Origin of the sequence: Ignisphaera sp., from assembly GCA_038735125.1 — an archaeon.
In the GTDB taxonomy this organism is placed as follows: Archaea; Thermoproteota; Thermoprotei_A; order Sulfolobales; family Ignisphaeraceae; genus Ignisphaera.
The window spans coordinates 27328-45863 of the sequence record JAVYNU010000002.1 but is presented as its reverse complement, the minus strand read 5'-3'; the positions used below and the strand labels follow the sequence as shown (position 1 = coordinate 45863).

Annotated in this window: 22 protein-coding genes; 17 read left to right on the top strand and 5 right to left on the bottom strand. The window is 39.3% G+C overall.

What is annotated here, in order from left to right; translation table 11 throughout:
• Nucleotides 1–28 precede the first annotated feature (28 nt).
• Entirely contained in the window at nucleotides 29–412 is a 384-nt protein-coding gene (locus tag QW284_03495; GenBank protein ID MEM0338731.1) for a hypothetical protein, read from the top strand.
• Here QW284_03495 and QW284_03490 read toward each other — a convergent pair.
• A complete protein-coding gene (locus QW284_03490; protein ID MEM0338730.1) occupies nucleotides 405–881 on the bottom strand; it encodes a YkgJ family cysteine cluster protein in 477 nt (158 codons plus the stop codon). The genes QW284_03495 and QW284_03490 overlap by 8 nt on opposite strands.
• A 402-nt stretch (nucleotides 882–1283) precedes the next feature.
• Between QW284_03490 and QW284_03485 the strand changes: the two genes are divergently transcribed.
• The 4 genes from QW284_03485 (at nucleotide 1284) to QW284_03470 (ending at nucleotide 5546) form a co-directional block, all read left to right on the top strand.
• A complete protein-coding gene (locus tag QW284_03485) occupies nucleotides 1284–2255 on the top strand; it encodes a triphosphoribosyl-dephospho-CoA synthase (GenBank protein ID MEM0338729.1) in 972 nt (323 codons plus the stop codon).
• Nucleotides 2256–2343: 88 nt separating this feature from the next.
• Nucleotides 2344–3324, top strand: a complete 981-nt coding sequence (locus QW284_03480) for a methionine synthase (GenBank protein ID MEM0338728.1) — start codon at nucleotides 2344–2346, stop codon at nucleotides 3322–3324.
• Between the two features lie 270 nt (nucleotides 3325–3594).
• A complete protein-coding gene (locus tag QW284_03475; GenBank protein MEM0338727.1) occupies nucleotides 3595–4992 on the top strand; it encodes a glycosyltransferase family 87 protein in 1398 nt (465 codons plus the stop codon).
• Nucleotides 4989–5546: a DUF998 domain-containing protein gene (locus QW284_03470; protein ID MEM0338726.1), complete on the top strand. Its 558-nt coding sequence runs from the start codon at nucleotides 4989–4991 to the stop codon at nucleotides 5544–5546. The genes QW284_03475 and QW284_03470 overlap by 4 nt, the downstream gene beginning before the upstream one ends.
• A 55-nt stretch (nucleotides 5547–5601) precedes the next feature.
• Here QW284_03470 and QW284_03465 read toward each other — a convergent pair whose 3' ends face one another.
• From QW284_03465 to QW284_03455, 3 genes are all read right to left on the bottom strand, one after another.
• A complete protein-coding gene (locus QW284_03465; GenBank protein ID MEM0338725.1) occupies nucleotides 5602–6528 on the bottom strand; it encodes a PfkB family carbohydrate kinase in 927 nt (308 codons plus the stop codon).
• A 5-nt stretch (nucleotides 6529–6533) separates the two neighbouring features.
• A complete protein-coding gene (locus QW284_03460; protein MEM0338724.1) occupies nucleotides 6534–7124 on the bottom strand; it encodes a YbhB/YbcL family Raf kinase inhibitor-like protein in 591 nt (196 codons plus the stop codon).
• 76 nt (nucleotides 7125–7200) lie between these two features.
• Nucleotides 7201–7806: a hypothetical protein gene (locus QW284_03455; protein MEM0338723.1), complete on the bottom strand. Its 606-nt coding sequence runs from the start codon at nucleotides 7804–7806 to the stop codon at nucleotides 7201–7203.
• A gap of 76 nt (nucleotides 7807–7882) precedes the next feature.
• Between QW284_03455 and mobB the strand changes: the two genes are divergently transcribed.
• From mobB to QW284_03425, 6 genes are all read left to right on the top strand, one after another.
• A complete protein-coding gene (gene mobB, locus QW284_03450) occupies nucleotides 7883–8644 on the top strand; it encodes a molybdopterin-guanine dinucleotide biosynthesis protein B (protein MEM0338722.1) in 762 nt (253 codons plus the stop codon).
• A gap of 20 nt (nucleotides 8645–8664) precedes the next feature.
• Nucleotides 8665–9528, top strand: a complete 864-nt coding sequence (locus QW284_03445) for an NAD+ synthase (GenBank protein ID MEM0338721.1) — start codon at nucleotides 8665–8667, stop codon at nucleotides 9526–9528.
• A gap of 105 nt (nucleotides 9529–9633) precedes the next feature.
• Nucleotides 9634–10077: a hypothetical protein gene (locus QW284_03440; protein MEM0338720.1), complete on the top strand. Its 444-nt coding sequence runs from the start codon at nucleotides 9634–9636 to the stop codon at nucleotides 10075–10077.
• 27 nt (nucleotides 10078–10104) lie between these two features.
• Entirely contained in the window at nucleotides 10105–11097 is a 993-nt protein-coding gene (locus QW284_03435) for a TIGR00269 family protein (GenBank protein MEM0338719.1), read from the top strand.
• Nucleotides 11094–11513: a M67 family metallopeptidase gene (locus tag QW284_03430; protein ID MEM0338718.1), complete on the top strand. Its 420-nt coding sequence runs from the start codon at nucleotides 11094–11096 to the stop codon at nucleotides 11511–11513. Before QW284_03435 ends, QW284_03430 begins: the two co-directional genes overlap by 4 nt.
• A 190-nt stretch (nucleotides 11514–11703) precedes the next feature.
• Complete coding sequence (locus tag QW284_03425; protein ID MEM0338717.1) at nucleotides 11704–13221, top strand: alpha-glucosidase/alpha-galactosidase; 1518 nt, start codon at nucleotides 11704–11706, stop codon at nucleotides 13219–13221.
• Nucleotides 13222–13656: 435 nt separating this feature from the next.
• On the opposite strand, the gene QW284_03420 is transcribed toward QW284_03425, so the two are convergent.
• Complete coding sequence (locus QW284_03420; protein MEM0338716.1) at nucleotides 13657–14436, bottom strand: hypothetical protein; 780 nt, start codon at nucleotides 14434–14436, stop codon at nucleotides 13657–13659.
• 111 nt (nucleotides 14437–14547) lie between these two features.
• Here QW284_03420 and QW284_03415 point away from each other — a divergent pair, with 111 nt between their 5' ends.
• The 6 genes from QW284_03415 (at nucleotide 14548) to QW284_03390 (ending at nucleotide 18528) form a co-directional block, all read left to right on the top strand.
• Entirely contained in the window at nucleotides 14548–15822 is a 1275-nt protein-coding gene (locus tag QW284_03415; protein ID MEM0338715.1) for a hypothetical protein, read from the top strand.
• Nucleotides 15823–15845: 23 nt separating this feature from the next.
• Nucleotides 15846–16235 (top strand): putative metallopeptidase, encoded by a 390-nt coding sequence (locus tag QW284_03410; protein ID MEM0338714.1) that lies wholly within the window; start codon nucleotides 15846–15848, stop codon nucleotides 16233–16235.
• Between the two features lie 12 nt (nucleotides 16236–16247).
• Entirely contained in the window at nucleotides 16248–16409 is a 162-nt protein-coding gene (locus QW284_03405; GenBank protein ID MEM0338713.1) for a hypothetical protein, read from the top strand.
• Nucleotides 16410–16578: 169 nt separating this feature from the next.
• Nucleotides 16579–16722: a hypothetical protein gene (locus QW284_03400; protein MEM0338712.1), complete on the top strand. Its 144-nt coding sequence runs from the start codon at nucleotides 16579–16581 to the stop codon at nucleotides 16720–16722.
• Between the two features lie 34 nt (nucleotides 16723–16756).
• Nucleotides 16757–17968, top strand: coding sequence for a hypothetical protein (locus tag QW284_03395; GenBank protein ID MEM0338711.1), 1212 nt, complete (start codon nucleotides 16757–16759; stop codon nucleotides 17966–17968).
• On the top strand, nucleotides 17959–18528 hold the full coding sequence (locus tag QW284_03390; protein ID MEM0338710.1) for a DUF429 domain-containing protein: 570 nt from the start codon (nucleotides 17959–17961) through the stop codon (nucleotides 18526–18528). The genes QW284_03395 and QW284_03390 overlap by 10 nt, the downstream gene beginning before the upstream one ends.
• Nucleotides 18529–18536: the final 8 nt, after the last annotated feature.

Below are 18536 nucleotides of genomic sequence, written 5' to 3'. Positions count from 1 at the left end.
TTTAAGCTAAGATATAAACTGAGCCGTCATGAACAAAAGACTCATATCCATTAGAAGACATGAAAATGGCTATGATATAAACCTTATAGAATTTCTCGACAGCAAAAGATGCCATGGCATACAAATTAGGGTTTCTTCATCTAATACAGTTGAAATTTATGGCTTTGACGATGGTTTTCCAAGCCCCATTAACATGTTTCAGAGTAGCGGTAGGTGGCACTGGGCCACCATTAAATATGGGAATGCTCTAAAGATTATGAAGAACAATCCTTCATGCGAGGATCTTGCATATCATTTATACACAGTTGTGTCTATGTCAAAAGATCCCGTACTCATATCATTTGCTGAGAAATTTGTCAAACCATATTCAATGCATGGAAGGGTTCAGTGCCTAGATATTGAATTCACTTAAACCTTGCTATCTCTTTTAATCTGTTGGGCCATGGAGCGAGTGTATACCTCTTAAGCCACTCCTCATCAATTTTAGCATTTTTAAGCACATTCATAACATTCTCAATGAACTCCTTGCTTATTAAACCCTTTTCAGCAGCCGGGCATTCCAAATCGAGATACAGCACCTTTTCACCCGTAGCAAAATCATAGTATAGTATTAGTGGCCACAATCTGCAATCAAATGGTCTATGACAATATATCTTGCAAAAGCCATTACTATCTAAAAACTGGCATGGCTGGCCATTTCTCGAACCAATGGCCTTCACACTACCAACACTTGTTCCTATTTCAAACGCCGAGTTCTTGAAATCCTCCTCTTCTTCTGGTAATAACACTGCGTAGAATCTTCTGCAGCAATTCACTTTACAATTTTTGCATATATCCCCGAAATCTACAAAACTAAGCTTCTTAGTTAAATCGCTTTTCATTTAAACATCAAAAACACCTTACACTGTTTTAACTGTTTTAAGCTGTTGTTCAACTGGTACAGTGATTTTTAATCAATATATGTCCACCTAACTTGTTCAATAAAATTACAATACAATTGTTGATCGCTCCAATTATTCTGTGTAGTATATCACTTTTATTACTTTAAAATCTTCAAGACAATGTACATACTATCTATTCAATCCCGTGAAAAAGCTTCTCATGTACAATAGTTTTCTCTATTATGAGAACTATCTCAGCTTTTTTTCAAGTTCTTAACATAGGTATAGAACACATGACCTTACCCTGCTCTAAAGAACAAGGCTTTCGGTTGCAAATTAACGATTAACATTGCTAAATAGAAATATATATTATGTTTAACGGCTTCTCTTTAGGCGATTAATTTGACAGACAATTATGTTAGTAGAGCTAGACTCATAACATATTTCATAGCCTCCGCAATACTTCTTGAGGTAGCTGCATATCCAAAGCCTGGAAATGTTCATAGAGCAAGAGACTTTTCCGATACAAAGTTTGAGGACTTCCTAATAACAGGTGTTATAGGGTATTACTACATTTCAAAGGCTGTGGCTAGAGGGTGTAGAATTGCTAGTAGGAATGATAGGAGAATCAGGGTATTGTTTGGAGATCTTATCGAGGGTATTATGAGAGACTACAAATATGTTTCTGGTGGAGGTAATACATGCCTCGGTTCATCTCTCCTCTTACTCCCAATAGCAGTTGCAAGTGGTTATATCTTATGTAGTGATGGGTTAGTGAATATCCAAGCTGTTTGCACAACAGCTGTAACGCTTCTTCAACAGTATTCGACAGTTCTAGACTCAATACACTTTTATAATGCTATCAGATTTGTAAAGCCGAGTTACATAAGGAAAGAGGATAGTGTTGTGGAGCCTCCCAACGTCTGGGACGAGCATTATGAGACTAGGTTAAAAAGAGGTGGGTATACACTATGGCACATACTGCTGCATAGCTCTAAATGGGATATGGTATCACATGAAATTGTAAATGGGTATCCAAGATCTCAGATAAACATGTTTTTCCTAAGAGACAGATTCAATAGGCATAAGGATTGGAATAGAGCTGTTGTAGAGACATATTTATTCCAATTGTCAAGAGAGTTAGATACCTTGATATTAAGAAAACATGGCGCTGATGTGGCTAAAATGGTGATGGAGAGGGCTGCAAAGTTGCTAGACATGTGCCAAAAAGACTGGGGGACATGCATTAAATCACTGAATGATTTCGACAAGGAACTCGGCGATTTGGATGTAAACCCAGGTTCCACAGCAGATATAATCGTAGCGACTATAGCTTTGCATGCAATTGATAAGGGGTTTGAAATAATAAGATGAAGCTTTTCACCCAATATTTTGTGTCTAATTGACAAAGTATATAAATTGTGGCAAATGTACTTGTTAGTAATACTGGTTGGGGATGAAGATGATTAGAACAAGCCATGTTGGCAGTTTCCCTCTGTCATACTCTGAAGACAACATTAGAAGAGTTTTAAGAGACTTGAAGAGTATAGGTCTTGACGTGCCTACGTATCCCCAGCTCAGATCATTTATAGACATCTATCTCAAACCTTTGGAGTCTCTAGGGATTGTATATAGTAGGAGAGGAATTTATTTCTCTAGCAAGAAAAACTTTGAAAGACCCCCTCCAGAGGTTATTATCGAAGATGCTGAAAAAACCATCGAGATAGTTAGAAATGAGGGGCTCGCATTTAAGTGGCTGAGAGGACCTGTCACAGGTGCTTTTACATTATCCTCTAGGATCTATTTATCTGAGGATATCTCGAAGGGTTTGCAGTCGACTGTTCTCGCAGACAAGGATATAGTCAAAGACTTTTTCACAGCATTTGTAAGTAACTTAGCTAATAGGCTCAGCAACCTTGGATACAACATAGTCTTCATAGATGAACCAGCACTCACATTTATAGTTGGCAGAAGAATTCTTTATGGGTGGACAGAAGAGGAGATAATAGATGTTCTCAGCAAAGTCTCTAAGAGCGCTATAGCATCTGAAGTGGGTATCCACATATGTGGCCATCTGAACCCCAAGCTACTAGAAATTGTGTCAAGAGTTGACAAAATAAAGTATCTAAGCCTCGAATTCTTTGCAACGCCATCGAATATAGATCTAATAGATAAGAGCATGCTCAACAAATATGATAAAATAATCTCACCTGGAATAGTGGCTGCATCAAAACCAAAGGTTGAAGGTGTGGACGAAGCATATACAACACTTTTGAAGGTGTATGAAAGATCTGGAGGCAGGGTAGATCTTGTATCAGGCGATTGCGGCTTTGGAGGTCTAAGGGGAAGCCTAGGGGATGAAGAAAAAGAGTATGCAATATCAATAGATAAACTGAAGACAGTTATAGAAGCTGTTAGAAAGCTGGTAGCAAAAACTAATTGAATATTATTCACAGTTAATGCTTGGTATTTATCTATTCTAATCTAATCCAATTTAACACACCAATACCCTTTCGAAATCTTTTAGATGTTGCTCAATGCATACTTTCGTTTAATCTTTTTTATCCTACGTTAAACATTGGTGCCATCTTTTATTGTTTATCGATCTTATAGACAGACAAAATCATTTTAAAGCTTTAAAAAGTGCGTCTATGTAATAGAGTTGTTGGAGAGGTTCGATAGATGTGTAATAGTTTTCAATGGTGTTGAATTTATGCTTATAGAGCGACTTAGAGGGAATATGGCAATTCTTATAATTATAGTTGCTTTTGTAGCATCATTCTCTCTGTCGATATATATCCATATGCCTTATCCCCCAAATAAGGAGGCGATCTTTGGCGATCCAGGTTTTCTGTATACTGATATTGTATATGGCGTTTTTATTCCAAGGTTTCTTGACGTGGTTTCCTCTGCTGGGCTTATTGACTCTAAGATTTCTGATTACTGGTATAATAGAGATGCTTTAACAAGGCTTGTTAACGGCGATGTCAATATATTTACATGTCCTGCTCCATATAAGGACTACAAGTTTGAGTATCCACCTATGATAGCGCTTCTATGGTATTTCTCTACATGCACCTCATTTCTGTACACATACAACTTTGTTAAGGTTCCTAGAAATCCTCTGGAGTATAGATCCATAGTCTCTGAATATGTTATTCCGATGCACTTTGCCATACAAGTTTCTCTCACTGTTGCTTTCGCCCTTATTCTGGTTTTGTATATGCTTAGAATGGCTAAGATTATAAACTTTGATTATAGAAGAATTGCCCTACTATTTCTACTTCCATCAACGGTTATCTACTCTACATACAACTGGGACATCATAACAGTTACACTTGTCATGATGTCCCTTTACTATTTCCTCAACAGACGTTATTTCGTCAGTGGATCTCTACTAGGCTTAGCTGTTTCAACAAAAATCATACCGATATTAGCAGGGCTTTCAATTGGCTATGATCTTTTGCAAAAAACATTTGCAAAAAATTCTAATAACCATAGATACGATGATGTGACTATGTATCTGCTTGGTTTAGGGACAACAGGAGGCATTCCCTATGCAATTGTAGCAACATTGTTTAGCAAAGGTTTTGTAGACTTCATAAACCATCATTATTCGTGGTATTGCGAAAACTGTATATATCTTCTATTTGTCCAGAACATCTATAGTCCATTCCACAGAATACTGTTCTACATAATGACAACATTGTTCATGTTAATTATTATGATGGTTAGTCTCGATTATAATTGGAAGTTACTTAGTGTGACTTTCTCATCTCTTGCTGTGGGCACTGTTCTAAACTATGTGTTCTCGCCTCAGATGATGCTATTGCTAACACCATTGGCAATAGCTATTCTACCCCAAAGAATGCTTACAATATATGCCATAGCAGACTCCGCCAATGCATTGATAATACTACTGTTTTTTGAGGACTCAACTCTCAGAGCCCAGATATCGAAGTATGTTAGTGTATCAACATCTTTCTCGCCTTGGACTATAGACTCGCCAGTCCAGTGGATCGCTTTCATAAGGAATCTGCTACTATTCATAATACTCCTAGATGTAATTGCCCAGCTCATTCGCGGAAGCAGACATGGAGATTTGTCATGAAAAATAAAATGCTTTTAATCCCCCTAACCAGCATAGCAATACCATTGATATGCATAGCCATTTCCATAGCACTTTCCCCATGGTTCAGCATAACAGGCAATGCTCTTAGCGACTTGGGTCATGCAATCAATAGCAGAGCCTCTCCAATATTCAACTTTGGTCTCAGCCTGGGAGGGACACTAATCATTGTAACAGCGGTCACAATAATTATCAGGACTAGTAAAGCATTGGCTATCTCCATGTCTGTAGCTGGCTACACCCTAATTCTCGTAGCAGTATTTGATGAGATGTACAACAGGTATGGTAGACTACACTTCTGGGTCTCCGCAGCATTCTTCCTATCTCTAGTAGCATCACTAGTGATATACTCTCTAACCACAGCAAACAAAATAAAGAAGATTTTGTCATTAGCTCTACTTGCAGCTGGCGTGACTTCATGGGTGCTACACCTATTTTACAAAATGCCTCCTGGAGCTGCCATATCAGAGCTCATATCAATATTCATCATTATTCCATTCTATATTGATGCTGTTATAAAAGCTTTGAAAAAGTAATTAATTAGATTCCAAATAACTATAAGACAAAAATACGCAGATCTAAAAACCTTGGTTATATTCTAGACTCGTTTATGTTGAGCAGACTTGAGTATCTCTCAACAAACTTCTCTAGTTCTTCTCTTTTCGGCGAATCATATGACAATATGCGTGTTGCTTTTAACCCAGCTGCAATAGATGCATATACCAGCGCTTCGCTAACTCTTCTTTTCTCTAGGTATACCGTTGCAAATACCCCTGTGAAGACGTCTCCGCATCCAGATGTGGAATAGGGTCTTAGGCCAAGCTTTTTTAGTGGAAGCGCATTAACCTCTATGACTCTACCCCTCTTGTAGTCGTATAGCACTGCCCCCTTCTCACCTCTCTTAACAATTATCAGACAATTCGATTTTGGGTCTTCAGCACCACCGCCCTTTCTAGTTCTAATGAAGTGCAAATACTCGTTTTCATTTGGCATTATAAAACATTCATACTCTACGTTGTTGACTATCTCCAGCGGGTTCCAAATGTTTCCAGGATCCATGAAAACCATGTTCCCACGAAATCTTGCAAGCACCTCTACAGCGACATGCCTCGGTATGTTAGCCACCACTACAGCCAATGCTTTTTCAATCTCTTGCGGAATGTGGGAAATATCCAGCTCGTTGTTTGCACCTGGAATAGACACTATTGTAGACTCTCCATAGTCGTCTATTATAACATACGCCTTACCCGTGGCCTTGCCGAGCACAACTATATGTTCTGTGCCAACACCTTCTGAACTGAGAAAACTCATAATCAAATCCTTTAGATCGTGTCCAACAGCACCAAAGAGTTTAACATCCCTTGTACCTGCTCTGGCCATGGATATTGCTATATTTGCGCCTGTTCCACCCACACCCTCAGCAATTACCCTACCAACAAATTTCCTACCCCTTTCAAACACACCTCCAACAGATATTATTGTATCGTAGTTTATTCTACCCGCTACAAAAACCGTCAATAACATCACCTCGAGTAAAACCCTACTATATACCCATATGCAATCACATGTCCATTCACTCTACTCAGCACATCCTCTGGCCTTAGACCACTACCCCAGTCAGAATCTATGTCGAGGGCCATAGCCAAGAATATGTATCTATGCGGCTTATCTCCTCTAGGGGGGCACATCCCCCCATAGCCCACATATCCAAAGCTATTCAAACCCTGTCTTAGACTAACGCTCTTAGACCCTCCCTCACTAATATCTATCTTTGCCCCGTTTAATCCGTAAACAATCCAGTGATAGAAAACCCCACTAGGAGCATCAGGGTCATAGACAATTAAAACAATGCTTTTGGCTTCTTGGGGTGTATTGGATATTGTTAATTGTGGCGATACATTCTCCCCATCGCATGTGTATTTCTGGGGTATTACCGAGCCATTACTAAAAGATGCACTGACAACCAATATAGATTTTCTTGCAGATTTAACCACATTCTCTATGCTTATACCAATTGAGGTGGATTCTGGGATGATAAGATACTTATATGCTATTATAGTAACAATAATTAATGCAATTATAGCTATTGTTATATAAAAAACCGTTTTTATCAATACAACCACAAAATTATGTAAGTATTCGTAGAAATTTAAGTTTAACAACTCTATTCTGTTAAAATTCTTACTGGGGCTATTTAGAGAGGGCTTTTCTAGCCTCTTCAATAATTTTCCTAGCCATCTCATTCTCTGTACTACTTGGGTAGATAGTCGCTAAGCTGTTGTTGCTTAGCTGCTTTGGCTCCTTGGTTCTTCTCCTTATTAAACCTAGAACAATGTTTAATGAGCATAGAGCTATAGAGATCCATGCACCCCACCCTATCGCTTCTATGCCAACATCCCCAAGTATCGCTATGGCTGTTGCTGATGATATAAACCCTAGCGCTATACCAAATCCTATCGATGATGATGCTAAAAAGACTTCCCTGCCATTGACTATGTCAGCCAGCCATAGAACGCCCCCAAAGGCTGCGAATATAGAGGTTAGCAATAGCGACTTTGCAAAAACATCGCCTGCCAATCCCATTACATTGTGTGCATTGTATAGCGTGTAGCTCTCACCTCCTTGTATAATCCACGGCGCTGCAAATACCAAGACAAACACAGCTAAAGATGCTAGTGCCCCAGTTCCCGGAACAGCAGCTTGCCAATACCTCCTATTCTTGGTGTTTATAGCTACTAGCGATATTATTGGCGCTGAGCCCAAAGCTGCTATGAAATAAACTATTTCTTCTAGCATATCATACTACACCACAGCATTACTTACAACGATTAGATATATAAGGTTGTAACCGCATAAAGTAATGGGAAGGATTTTGAATCCCTATGTAATTAGATTCGTTTCTTTTGCGAGAAAAAGTGGCAAAACAAGCTTAGCTTCGCAAATAGTTGCAAAGCTCAAGTCGAGGGGCTACATAGTTGGCATAATTAAACATTCCCATGGCGAAATCGATGTTGCTGACAAAGACAGTTATATATACTCTAGTGCTGGTGCCGATGTAGTTGTTGTTTCAGCGCCTAGCAAGGGCGCTGTATTCTATAGCAAGTGGGTTGACGATCTAAGCCACGTTGTTAGTTACCTCACCACACCAATAGTTGTTGTTGAAGGGTTTAGAGATTCAAGCGTGGGAGACTCTGTAGCCATTGTCAACAAGGCTGAGGAGATAGAGTCTATAAAGAGCCTTAAAAACCTCATTGCCGTTGTTGCTAGCGAGGAGCTTGCAGACGCCTTGAGAGGAAAACACGAGTTTAAGGTCTTCACAAAAAGCGATGTAGATGAGCTGGCTAACCTAGTTGAGGACAAGGCTATTAGCTATATAGAGTCTCAGACACCAAAGCTAAACTGCGGGTATTGTGGCTTCGAGTCTTGTAGAACATTTGCAAAGGCTTTTGCAATGGGGAAAACGAGTTGGTGCCCCGTTAAACTAGACGTTAAACTACTTGTAAATGATAGGAATGTGCCGCTAAACCCATTTGTTAAAAACGCTTTGAGGTCTACCATAGAAGGGTTTATATCGTCTCTCAAAGGGGTTGAGAATAATAGGAGAAAAATTGTTATCGAGATAAATCTTGACTGAACACATTTCGGCGATGCTGTATGAGAATCACAATAGATGACATAACACAGATAGACTATAGCTTTGTGGAGGACTACCTATCAAAATTCTTGAAGAGCAGCCTGGCAGCCTCCGGCAAAAAAGGTTTTGTTATCGGAGTTAGCGGTGGTGTTGATTCTGCTACAGCCTATGCATTGGCTGTTAGAAGTGTGGGTAGAGAGAATGTCCTAGCCATTATAATGCCCGACAAGAATACAACACCAAAAGAGGATGTGGATGACGCCATCGAGCTTGTCAACAGATTTGGCGGGAGATACAACATTGTTGAAATATCTGATATAGTCGAATCATATATTAGAAGCATTCCAATAGCCTCAAACAGCGACACACTTGCTGTTGGGAATCTGAGAGCCAGAATCAGAATGTGTGTTCTATACTACTACGCAAATAAACTTGACTATTTGGTTCTTGGCACTAGTGATAGGAGCGAGTATCTAATTGGCTACTTCACAAAATATGGCGACGGTGCAACAGATATAGCACCCCTAACGGTGTTGCTGAAGACCCAGGTAAGAAAATTCGGAGGGTTTCTAGGTGTTCCAAGAAAAATTATTGAAAAACCCAGCTCGCCAAGGCTTTGGCCCGGCCATCTAGCTGAAGAGGAGCTTAGCCTAAGGTATGAAGATATTGATCTAGTTCTATTCGCGTTTTTCGATCTTGGGATGCCAGTAAATGTGATACCCGAGGCCACAGGAGTTAGCGAGGATGTTGTAAAGAGAGTTCTGCACATGTACTCTACCTCTACCCACAAGAGGGCTGGCATCTTAATGCCGGATCCAAAACCTGTTGTGGAACACGTAACAGAGTCTATATATGCAAAGCTTAGGAGGGGCCACACAAAATAACCTGGTTATTTCTATTCAAACCAAACCAATTGTTTATGGCACCTCCACTTTATATTATCTTGAGCTATTTTAATTCTTGTAGCGTGATAAAAATTGGTGACTCTTGTGGAGTATGTGTATAGACCAAGTGACGATATTGAGAATCTTCTAGAAGAGGCTTTGAATCCACGGTTAGCCGACCCTATAAAAATTATATTGCTCTACACATACTTTGAAAAGGTTTCTGCAAACATCATTGTGGCTTCTGGTGAGAGAAAGCTAAAGGCTAGCCTATGTAGACTCTCTTCTAAAAAGAGGATAAACAAGGCTTTGGCAATACTGAGAAAAGGGGGTTTCCTTTCGGAGGACGAATACAAATCTATTAGAAGAGTTGTCAGATCTCTTCGATGCCTAAGAAACACCTTTTTGCACCAGGTCTGCGAATCGTCTTGTCCATCCATAGACCTTGAAGAGACATTAAACATGGCTAGGCTATTTAGCTTAAGGGCTAAGGAGTACATAGACAAGGTATTGAATAGCTGGTTTGTAGACTCTCCAAAAAGCCTTTAACTATGCTAAACAGAGCAATATTTTTAAATGAAGTCTGGCAAAGAGATTAGATGCTCTTTATGCGGAGAACCAGCTGCCACAAGAATAGCCTATGCAAAGCTGTGGCTATGCAAAAAACACTTTATTGAGTTCATTGAGAAAAGGGTTTTCGAGTCAATCAATAGATATAGACTTGCTGGTCAAGGTCAGAGGATGCTTGTTGCGGTGTCTGGGGGCAAAGATAGTATCACCATGCTTTATCTGCTCCACAAAACATCTATGAAAATGGGTTTCGAAGTGATTGCGCTACACATGGACTTGGGCATAGGAACATACTCAAAAATCTCACGAGAGATCGTAGAACATTTCTGCAAATCACTTGGTACCCCACTCATTATTCTAGATCTCAAGACCCTCATAGGCTACAGCCTACCCGAGCTTGTACACAAAACAAGGAGACCACCATGTAGCATATGTGGTTTAATAAAAAGGTATCTGATAAATGTTGTTGCTCAAGAGATTAAGGCTGATGCTGCAGCACTTGGGCATCACCTCGATGACTTATTGCCATACATTCTCAAAAATTTCATGCTTCAAAACCTCTTCGAAATATCTAAACTTGGCCCTAAAACTGAGAGCGTGGATGGCTTTGTCGGTAGGATAAGACCTCTATACGATGTTTCAGAACATGAAATAGCGCTCTACGCAAAACTTTCTAACCTGCCTTTTGTAGATGAAGAGTGTCCCTACACAAGTAAGAAGAGTCTTGATAAACAAGTTAAGGAATTCTTAAATAATCTAGAAAGCTTGCACCCTGGGATCAAAATATCCTTTGCAAGGGCTGTAGCACGAAATATCCATGTATATAAAACACTGTCTGTCGCAAAAACATTGAAAAGATGCGTAGTCTGTGGAGCTCCATCAAGTGATGACATGTGTTCATTTTGCAAGCTAACCAATAGAGTAGCCGGGAGACCGCTTGGTGCTGAGGTGAGACTGAAAATAAGAGACATGCTTTCTTCCCTAGGTCTGCTGAAATGAGGTTAAAGACCTCGAAAAAAGTTTTTGAAGCGCTAATAGAGATGGCTACTAGAAGCTCTGAGGAGATTGTCCTCATAGGGATTGGAAGCACGAAGGGAAGTGATATTATAATCAGCGAACTTTTTAAATGCAAGAACGTGGCTGAAAATACTAGAATAGAATTTAAAGCAGATCCCCTATGTATATATACAGCATATAAATACGCTGAGAAAAATGGGTTAGAGATTGTGGCTGTTATCCACAGCCACCCTACACCACCATATCCAAGCAATCTCGACATGAAAAGCATGAGGCTGTGGAACATACCGTGGATAATAATAGATAGTTCAACAGGAGCCTCAAAAGCCTGGATAGTCAATAACAATGTTGTTGAAATCCCTATAGAATTGATAGATGATGATTGTGGCCGTAACTGAACCTTGATGATAGGTGGGCTTTTCTGATCAGCTTCTTTAATTAAATATGGTTAGATATGGCTGAAAACTCTTGAATTATACAATAATTTTCATAATTATATTAAAGAGTCAAAGTCATATAGAAAAGTATGGAGAATTGCTACCATAAAACTTTTTAATTTTCGGTTTTTGTTATAATGATGGTGAATTTATGGGGAAAGGTCCTAAAATAGCATTTATAGGTGCTGGTAGTGCTAGATGGACTAGTAGAATCCTTATAGACATATTCCTCAACAAAGATTTGCATAACTCAGAGATTTGGCTAATGGATATAAATGACTATAGACTGAATATTATAGGTACATTTGCTAAGAGATATGTTGAAGAATTGAAGTTGCCTACAAAGGTTTTTGTTACTAAGGATAGAAGAGAGGCTATAAAAGATGCTGATTTTGTTGTATCAACTGTTCTTGCAATGGGCTATACATACTATGAAACTATGAGGGAGATATCGGAGAAGTATGGATATAAATATGGTATAAATTCTGTTGAGTGGAATTATGTTGGTGATTACCACACTATATGGGGTTACTATCAATTTAAAGTTCATTTAGAGATTGCTAGAGACATTGAAGAGCTTGCTCCACAAGCATGGTTCTTCATAATATCCAACCCCGTGTTAGAGCTGACAACACTTGTTGGGAGGGAGACAAAGGTAAAGGTTGCAGGTATTTGCCACGGATTCCTAGGGTTTAGAGCTGCGCTAGAAATATTGGCCATGAGGCTTGCTAAGGAGAAGCTGGGTAGGGATATAACAGCTCTTTGCGCTATGCACGATCCAGAATGCTATTCGGCTATGATGAGTCTCATAAACTTTGATGAAATAGATTTTGAAATGAAGGGCTTTAACCATGTTATTTGGTTGACTAGGTTTAGGTATATGGGTGAGAATGCGTATAGATATGTAGATGATTGGATCAAGGAAGATGCTGAAAAGTATTGGAGTGTATGGAGAGAGCACACAAGTAACCCATGGGATGTGGATTTAGCTCCAGCTGCAATAGACATGTACAAAACCTATGGCTTTTTACCAATTGGCGATAGCGTTAGAGGCGGTACATGGAAATACCACTGGGATCTGCAAACAAAGAAGTATTGGTACGGACCATTCGGAGGGCCAGACTCAGAAATAGGAGACGCTATAAGGGTTTTAAATGTTAGAAGAAATATTAGAGAACTGGCTGCAAAAGTCTTCAACACATCAATTCCTTTGGTACAGAGCGAGCCTCCAAAACCAAGTGGGGAGCTATTAGTACCTCTAATAGATGCTCTATATAATGATAAATCAATCGACTCTTATGACTTGCCATCACCAGCTCCGAAAACAAAACAACTAAAAGCACCATTATATGTGAATATATTAAATAATGGAGTATTATCGGAGCTACCAAACAACATAGCAGTTGAGATACCTGTTAAAGTTGATGGTAAGGGTATTCATCCGAAACCTGTAGAACCTCTACCATCTAAGCTGTACCGATTTGTGCTACTCCATAGGCTTATGAGGGCTGAGTGGGCTTTGGAAGCCTTCCTTAAGGGTGGTAGGGACTCTCTATTCAATTGGCTGATAGTTGATGTTAGAACAAAGAGTATTCAGCAAGTTAATGATGTTATAGATGCTATTCTTAGAATGCCTGGTAATGAGGAGATGGCAAAACATTTTAGCTAAGAATATTTTGATTAAACCAAATACAGTTTTCTAACCAGAATTTTAGCCCATAGAGAAAGCTCAACACCCAAACAAAAACCACCTAAAAACACGACAATGAATAGCTGTGTATTATAGCAACTATTTCTAGTTTGATTTAATATATTTGCATGTTATATATAGTGACATGTATTGGAAAGTCTCTAGATATTCTCACTTTCGTTTGTCAAACCTACTAGAGAGTACACATTTCTTATCTTTAGCCTTACGTGTGCCCCAGGGCATTAACAAGCAAGTTATATTGATATTCTATAGAATGATCGCATTTCTTCGTTCAATGATGTTTGGTAACTGATATCCAAGGTGTTTTCATAATAGGAGAACTAGTATATCTGATGGATCATATTAGATTATCTTCATGATATAAATGACTATTAATCATTTTGTTGCCCTTGGCTAGCATAATAGTTGAAGTAATTTGTTGACTATGTTTTCCTTTTCTCTAGTATTTGAAGCTTTTTTGTACTGTTTTCCTAGCTCTGTTAAATCATTAACTTTGTTTTCTATGTTCAATAGTGATATTAGTGATTTATTCTCTATTCTGCTTCTAAGAATGAACGATAATATTCTTGTTATATTTGATGGATTTGGATAGAGCCTTGCTGTTTCTAGGTCTATGAAAATGGGCTTCTCCATGTTGTTACATATGTAAATGACTTGGTTTACTGGGTTTGCAAGTTCTATGATATCGATATTATTTTTATCCAGTTCTAAAGCCGCTTTTACCAGGCTTGTAACAGCTGTTCTAATATTTTCTATATATCCTTCTTTAAGAACCTTTCCAAGTGACTGTCCATCAATGTATTGTCTCACAATAATGTCTCTGCTGTAGGCCATTAACCTTGGTGCATATCCTGTCCTATACGCTATCTCAATTATTTTAGCCTCTCCTTCAAGAGAATCCCTCTTGGAGTCAACCCTTCTAATCTTCAAAGCTACAAGACCGTAGAATCTATGCTGTGCTAATACCACGATGGCTGCATGTCCTTTGCCAACTATCCACACATTTTTTCCTATTTGTACATCTCCAAAGTTATAAACATTTGCTATACCAAGTTTATCAAGCTCTTCTAATCTATTGTAACAACATCTTCTATCACCACTTGGATAGCACAAGACCTTGCATAAATCATCTCCACCAATGATACCCCTCACATCAAGCTCTCTGCAAAGCATCTGATGAACCTTTTACAAAATTTACCATTCAAAATATAATACGAGGAACTGTTATCGGAGACTATAAACTTTTATAGATGCGGTTTTCAGGAGTTGTTTTGGTGGTGGATAATGGGCTTTAGCGAGATATTCAATGAGATTTACAATGAGATTTTGAAGATATCTATTGTTGATATTCATGAGCATTTGAATCCCTCTAAGCTCTCCCACTCTAGCTTCGAAGACATACTGTTTTACCACTATATAGTCACCGAACTTTCCTCTGCTGGTATGGATAGAAGCGAATTTGAGAAGAGAAAGGGTGTTGATAGACTTACATATGCGCTTCAATACTTTAGATACATCAGAAATACGGCAACATTTTGGTCTCTTAGGCAGATACTAAAGGATTTGTACAACTTGGATGTAAAAATAATTGACGAGAATAACTGGAAAGATGTGGTTAACGCTATAGAGAGTAAGGCCGGCAATGAGAACAGGGCTTTCGAGGTGCTTACAAAAGTTTGCAAAGTCAGAAAAACGTTTCTGACTCTAAATCCATTTACAGAGATTGGTGGCTACAGAAAAGATGTTTTTACCGGTGTACTTAGAATAGACAATCTGGTAACATATCTAAGCAAAGATAGTTTGCTTAGCCTAGAGAAGGTAACGGGCCTTGAAATACAAACAGCTGAGGATCTGGACAAGGCTATAGAAGCTCTATTCAAAAAATTTGAAAACGATATCGTGGCAGTGGCTCTAAGCCCTCTTCCTGAAGAGTTATACAGATTCGTTAAACCATCAGAAATACAGCTTTATCTAAAGGATCTAAAGGTTAGAGGTTATGTAGATTCGCATGCCAAATCGCTTCTATCGTCATATATACTCATGAAATTCCTAGATTTGTGTGATGAACATAAAAAAGCTTTCCAGTTTATGATAGGTGTTGAGAGGCCTGTTCCAGGTGCTGCACCACCAGATTACGCCATAACCCATGTTAATTATGATCAGCTGCTAAACCTTGCAAACATCTTTGCCTCTTACCCCAACGTCAAATTCGATGTTATTGGAGCTGACATGAGATTACTACATCCATTAACAGTTATGGCTAAGAACTATAGAAATGTCTTTGTAAGTGGATACTGGTGGTACTCTATGTACCCATCGATAATAAGGGAGTATCTTAGGCTAAGACTACAGATGCTCCCATACAACAAGTCATGCGGCTTTTTCAGCGATGCATATGTGGCTGACTGGGTACATGGAAAAGCTATGTTGGCCAAGAGGCAAATAGCCTATGTATTATCGGAAATGGTTGACGAGGGTTATATAGACAAGGATCTAGCAATCGAAATTGCAAGTGGACTTCTATATGAAAATGCTGAAAAAATCTACAATATAAAATAGAATCGTTTTCTAGGAAAACGGCCTTGACCAGGACTGAGCACTACTACGACCATAGCCTTGAAGCTCTCCTAAGAGATATTGTAAATAACTTAAAAGACCATTTTTCTCATATAAATATTGATAGCGTTAAAATTGTTGTTTGTAGGGGGTGCAGATCAAGAGCAATTGCAAGAATATATATGCTCCCATCCATTTGGAGATTTGTACTAGGATTGAAGCCCATGTACGTCATAGAGATTATAGAGAAAAATTTTTATCTCCTTTCACCCGAGGAGAAGGTTAAAGTGTTTATCCATGAGCTTCTCCACATACCAAAGAGCTTCTCAGGTGGTTTAAGACCACATGGCAAGTATGTTAACAGTTATTTAGTAGATAAGTTGTATAAAGAGTATGTGAAGAGAAAGGGGCTATAGGTGTATCTTTGGTTGGGTAAAAAGACCGTGACACTAGTTGAAGAGATCTGCCTTGACAGAGATGTGCTTCAGAGAAAGATTGAGGTTCTCCAGAGGTCTGACCCTTATGTTGGGTCTTCATCCCTCACAGTTTCCTCTACCCCCACCTGCGGGAGCCTAGCTTCATCGCCTTAGCCTCCTGCATCGCTCTGCTAAACTCCCTTGAGCGAGGGTAGAGGGGTTTGGGGAGTCTCATCCTTATCTCCCAACTGGTCATCGCTCGTCCACTCCCCACATCTCATATACTAATTGGTACTGCTAGACTTATAAGCTTTTATGTAAATTATTTTTGTGGTGTACTGCTGTGGAGCAATACGTTTTCCATGCTAGGATTAGTAAGTGTAGCGAGAGGAAGCTGTGTATATACATACCCAAGGGTATTGAGGATAAGATACTTCATCTGCATGGGCAAGAGGTGATAGTGGCTGTCATCAAGCCAGATACCTAGGATAATAGTGGATGAGGAAGTGACGGAGCAGTTCATGTACATAACAATTAATGGCATGCTCATACCGAAGAGTAGTGAGGACTATATGAAGCTCTGCTTACTAGCTTACCGCTTTAGACAAGCTGCTAAACACGGTATAAATCTTGTTCTAAACAATGTGCCGCAAGGCAATGCATACAAAGAACTGGCAAGGCTATTACCAAGTAGCATCTATGGCGAGACAGCATATAAGTATGCAAAGCTCTTGGTGGAGGGAGGCAATGGGAGCAAGGTAAGGATTAGAAGAAAGTGGATTGCATCTAGAGGTGGAACTATTTGGAAAGGAAATCTGAATATAAGGTTGGTCTCTACCAATAGAGTACTAGTTAGGTATTATAATGGTGAATGGATAGAATGCGCCACAAGATTTGGAAGGAAGCACTTACCACTAATCGAAGAGTTGATACAATTAGCTAACGCTAAGAGGGAGAGCTATGGTGCATCAATAACATTTAGAAATGGAAAGGTGTATATCCACCTAGAGGTACCTCTATGGCTATACCTCAAACACCTTGGCACAGAGAAGCCCAGGGGCTATGGACTGGTAGCAGGATTTGACCTGAACAGCGATAGAATCAACGTTGTTGTTATAGATGCCAATGCCAACATAGTCGCTATGAAGAGCCTCTGCTACAGTGAAATAACATCACCTGGATTTCCAAGAAACAAGGCTAGGTGGCTAAGGCTGAATGCACTGAGCAACGCCCTAAAATGGTGTAGAGGAATAGGTGTTGACTATGTGGTGTTTGAGGATCTGGCCAAGATAAAGCACAGAAGTTTTGTAGAGAGTTCTTATGCTAATCGCAAGATTGCTAGATTCGCAAAAAGAGAACTGATTAGACATGGTATTATCAAGACTCTGAGACTAGGATTCACAGTTGTGCTAGTGAACCCTATTGGAACAAGTAGTAGTACAACACATAGACAGATAATGAAGGAGAAAGGACTGGACAAACACATGGCGTCAGCGTATATGATAGCGTATAGGGGATTAAGAAAACTTAAAGAACGAGAACCCTCAATAACCCCCTTCAACAATGCCCACCACAAACCAATAAATATCAGCAAAAAGCTATACGCTTTCCAGAAAGAGCTGGAGGAGTTGAATAAACAAATTGCGGAGCTAAAGATGAGAAGAAACTATGTTAAGAGCGGGCTTAGAAAAGCTAAGGCAAGGCTAGAGGAACTGGATAGTATATGCAAGTAGAGGTTAAGGGCTTCTACATAGGTCTGGATCTAGCTGCCAAGCCAAGTAGGTGCACAGGTTTTGTAGTAATAGCAGATACAAGTCATATTCAAGTAGCTGAGGCTAGATGTCTAGGCACAGATGATGAAATTATACACAATGTTGTGAAATATGGTAATGTTGTTATTGCCATAGATGCCCCATTTGGCTTTGGAGATGGTCATCTTAGAAGAGTTGACAGAAAGATGATATCAATGGGCTACAGAGTTCTTCCACCAGGTTTGCAACAAATGAGGGAGTTGACAAGAAGAGCAATATCGATTGTCAGCAAATTGCTGGGATATGGTCTAACAGTCATAGAGACTCACCCTAGGAGCGTGCTCAAGAGTAGCAGATGCAATTCGTTGGAAGATCTGGCCAATAGGCTTGGGATTGATGCTAGTCTAATCAATAGAGGGAACAGAGATATTAAAGATGCTTTCCTGGCTGCTATAGCGGCATACTGCTTTATCAGGGGATGCTCCAATCCTGTTCAAGAATCTGATGGCGTTATATGGCTTGTTAAAGAGATTTGCTATTAGCATATTTG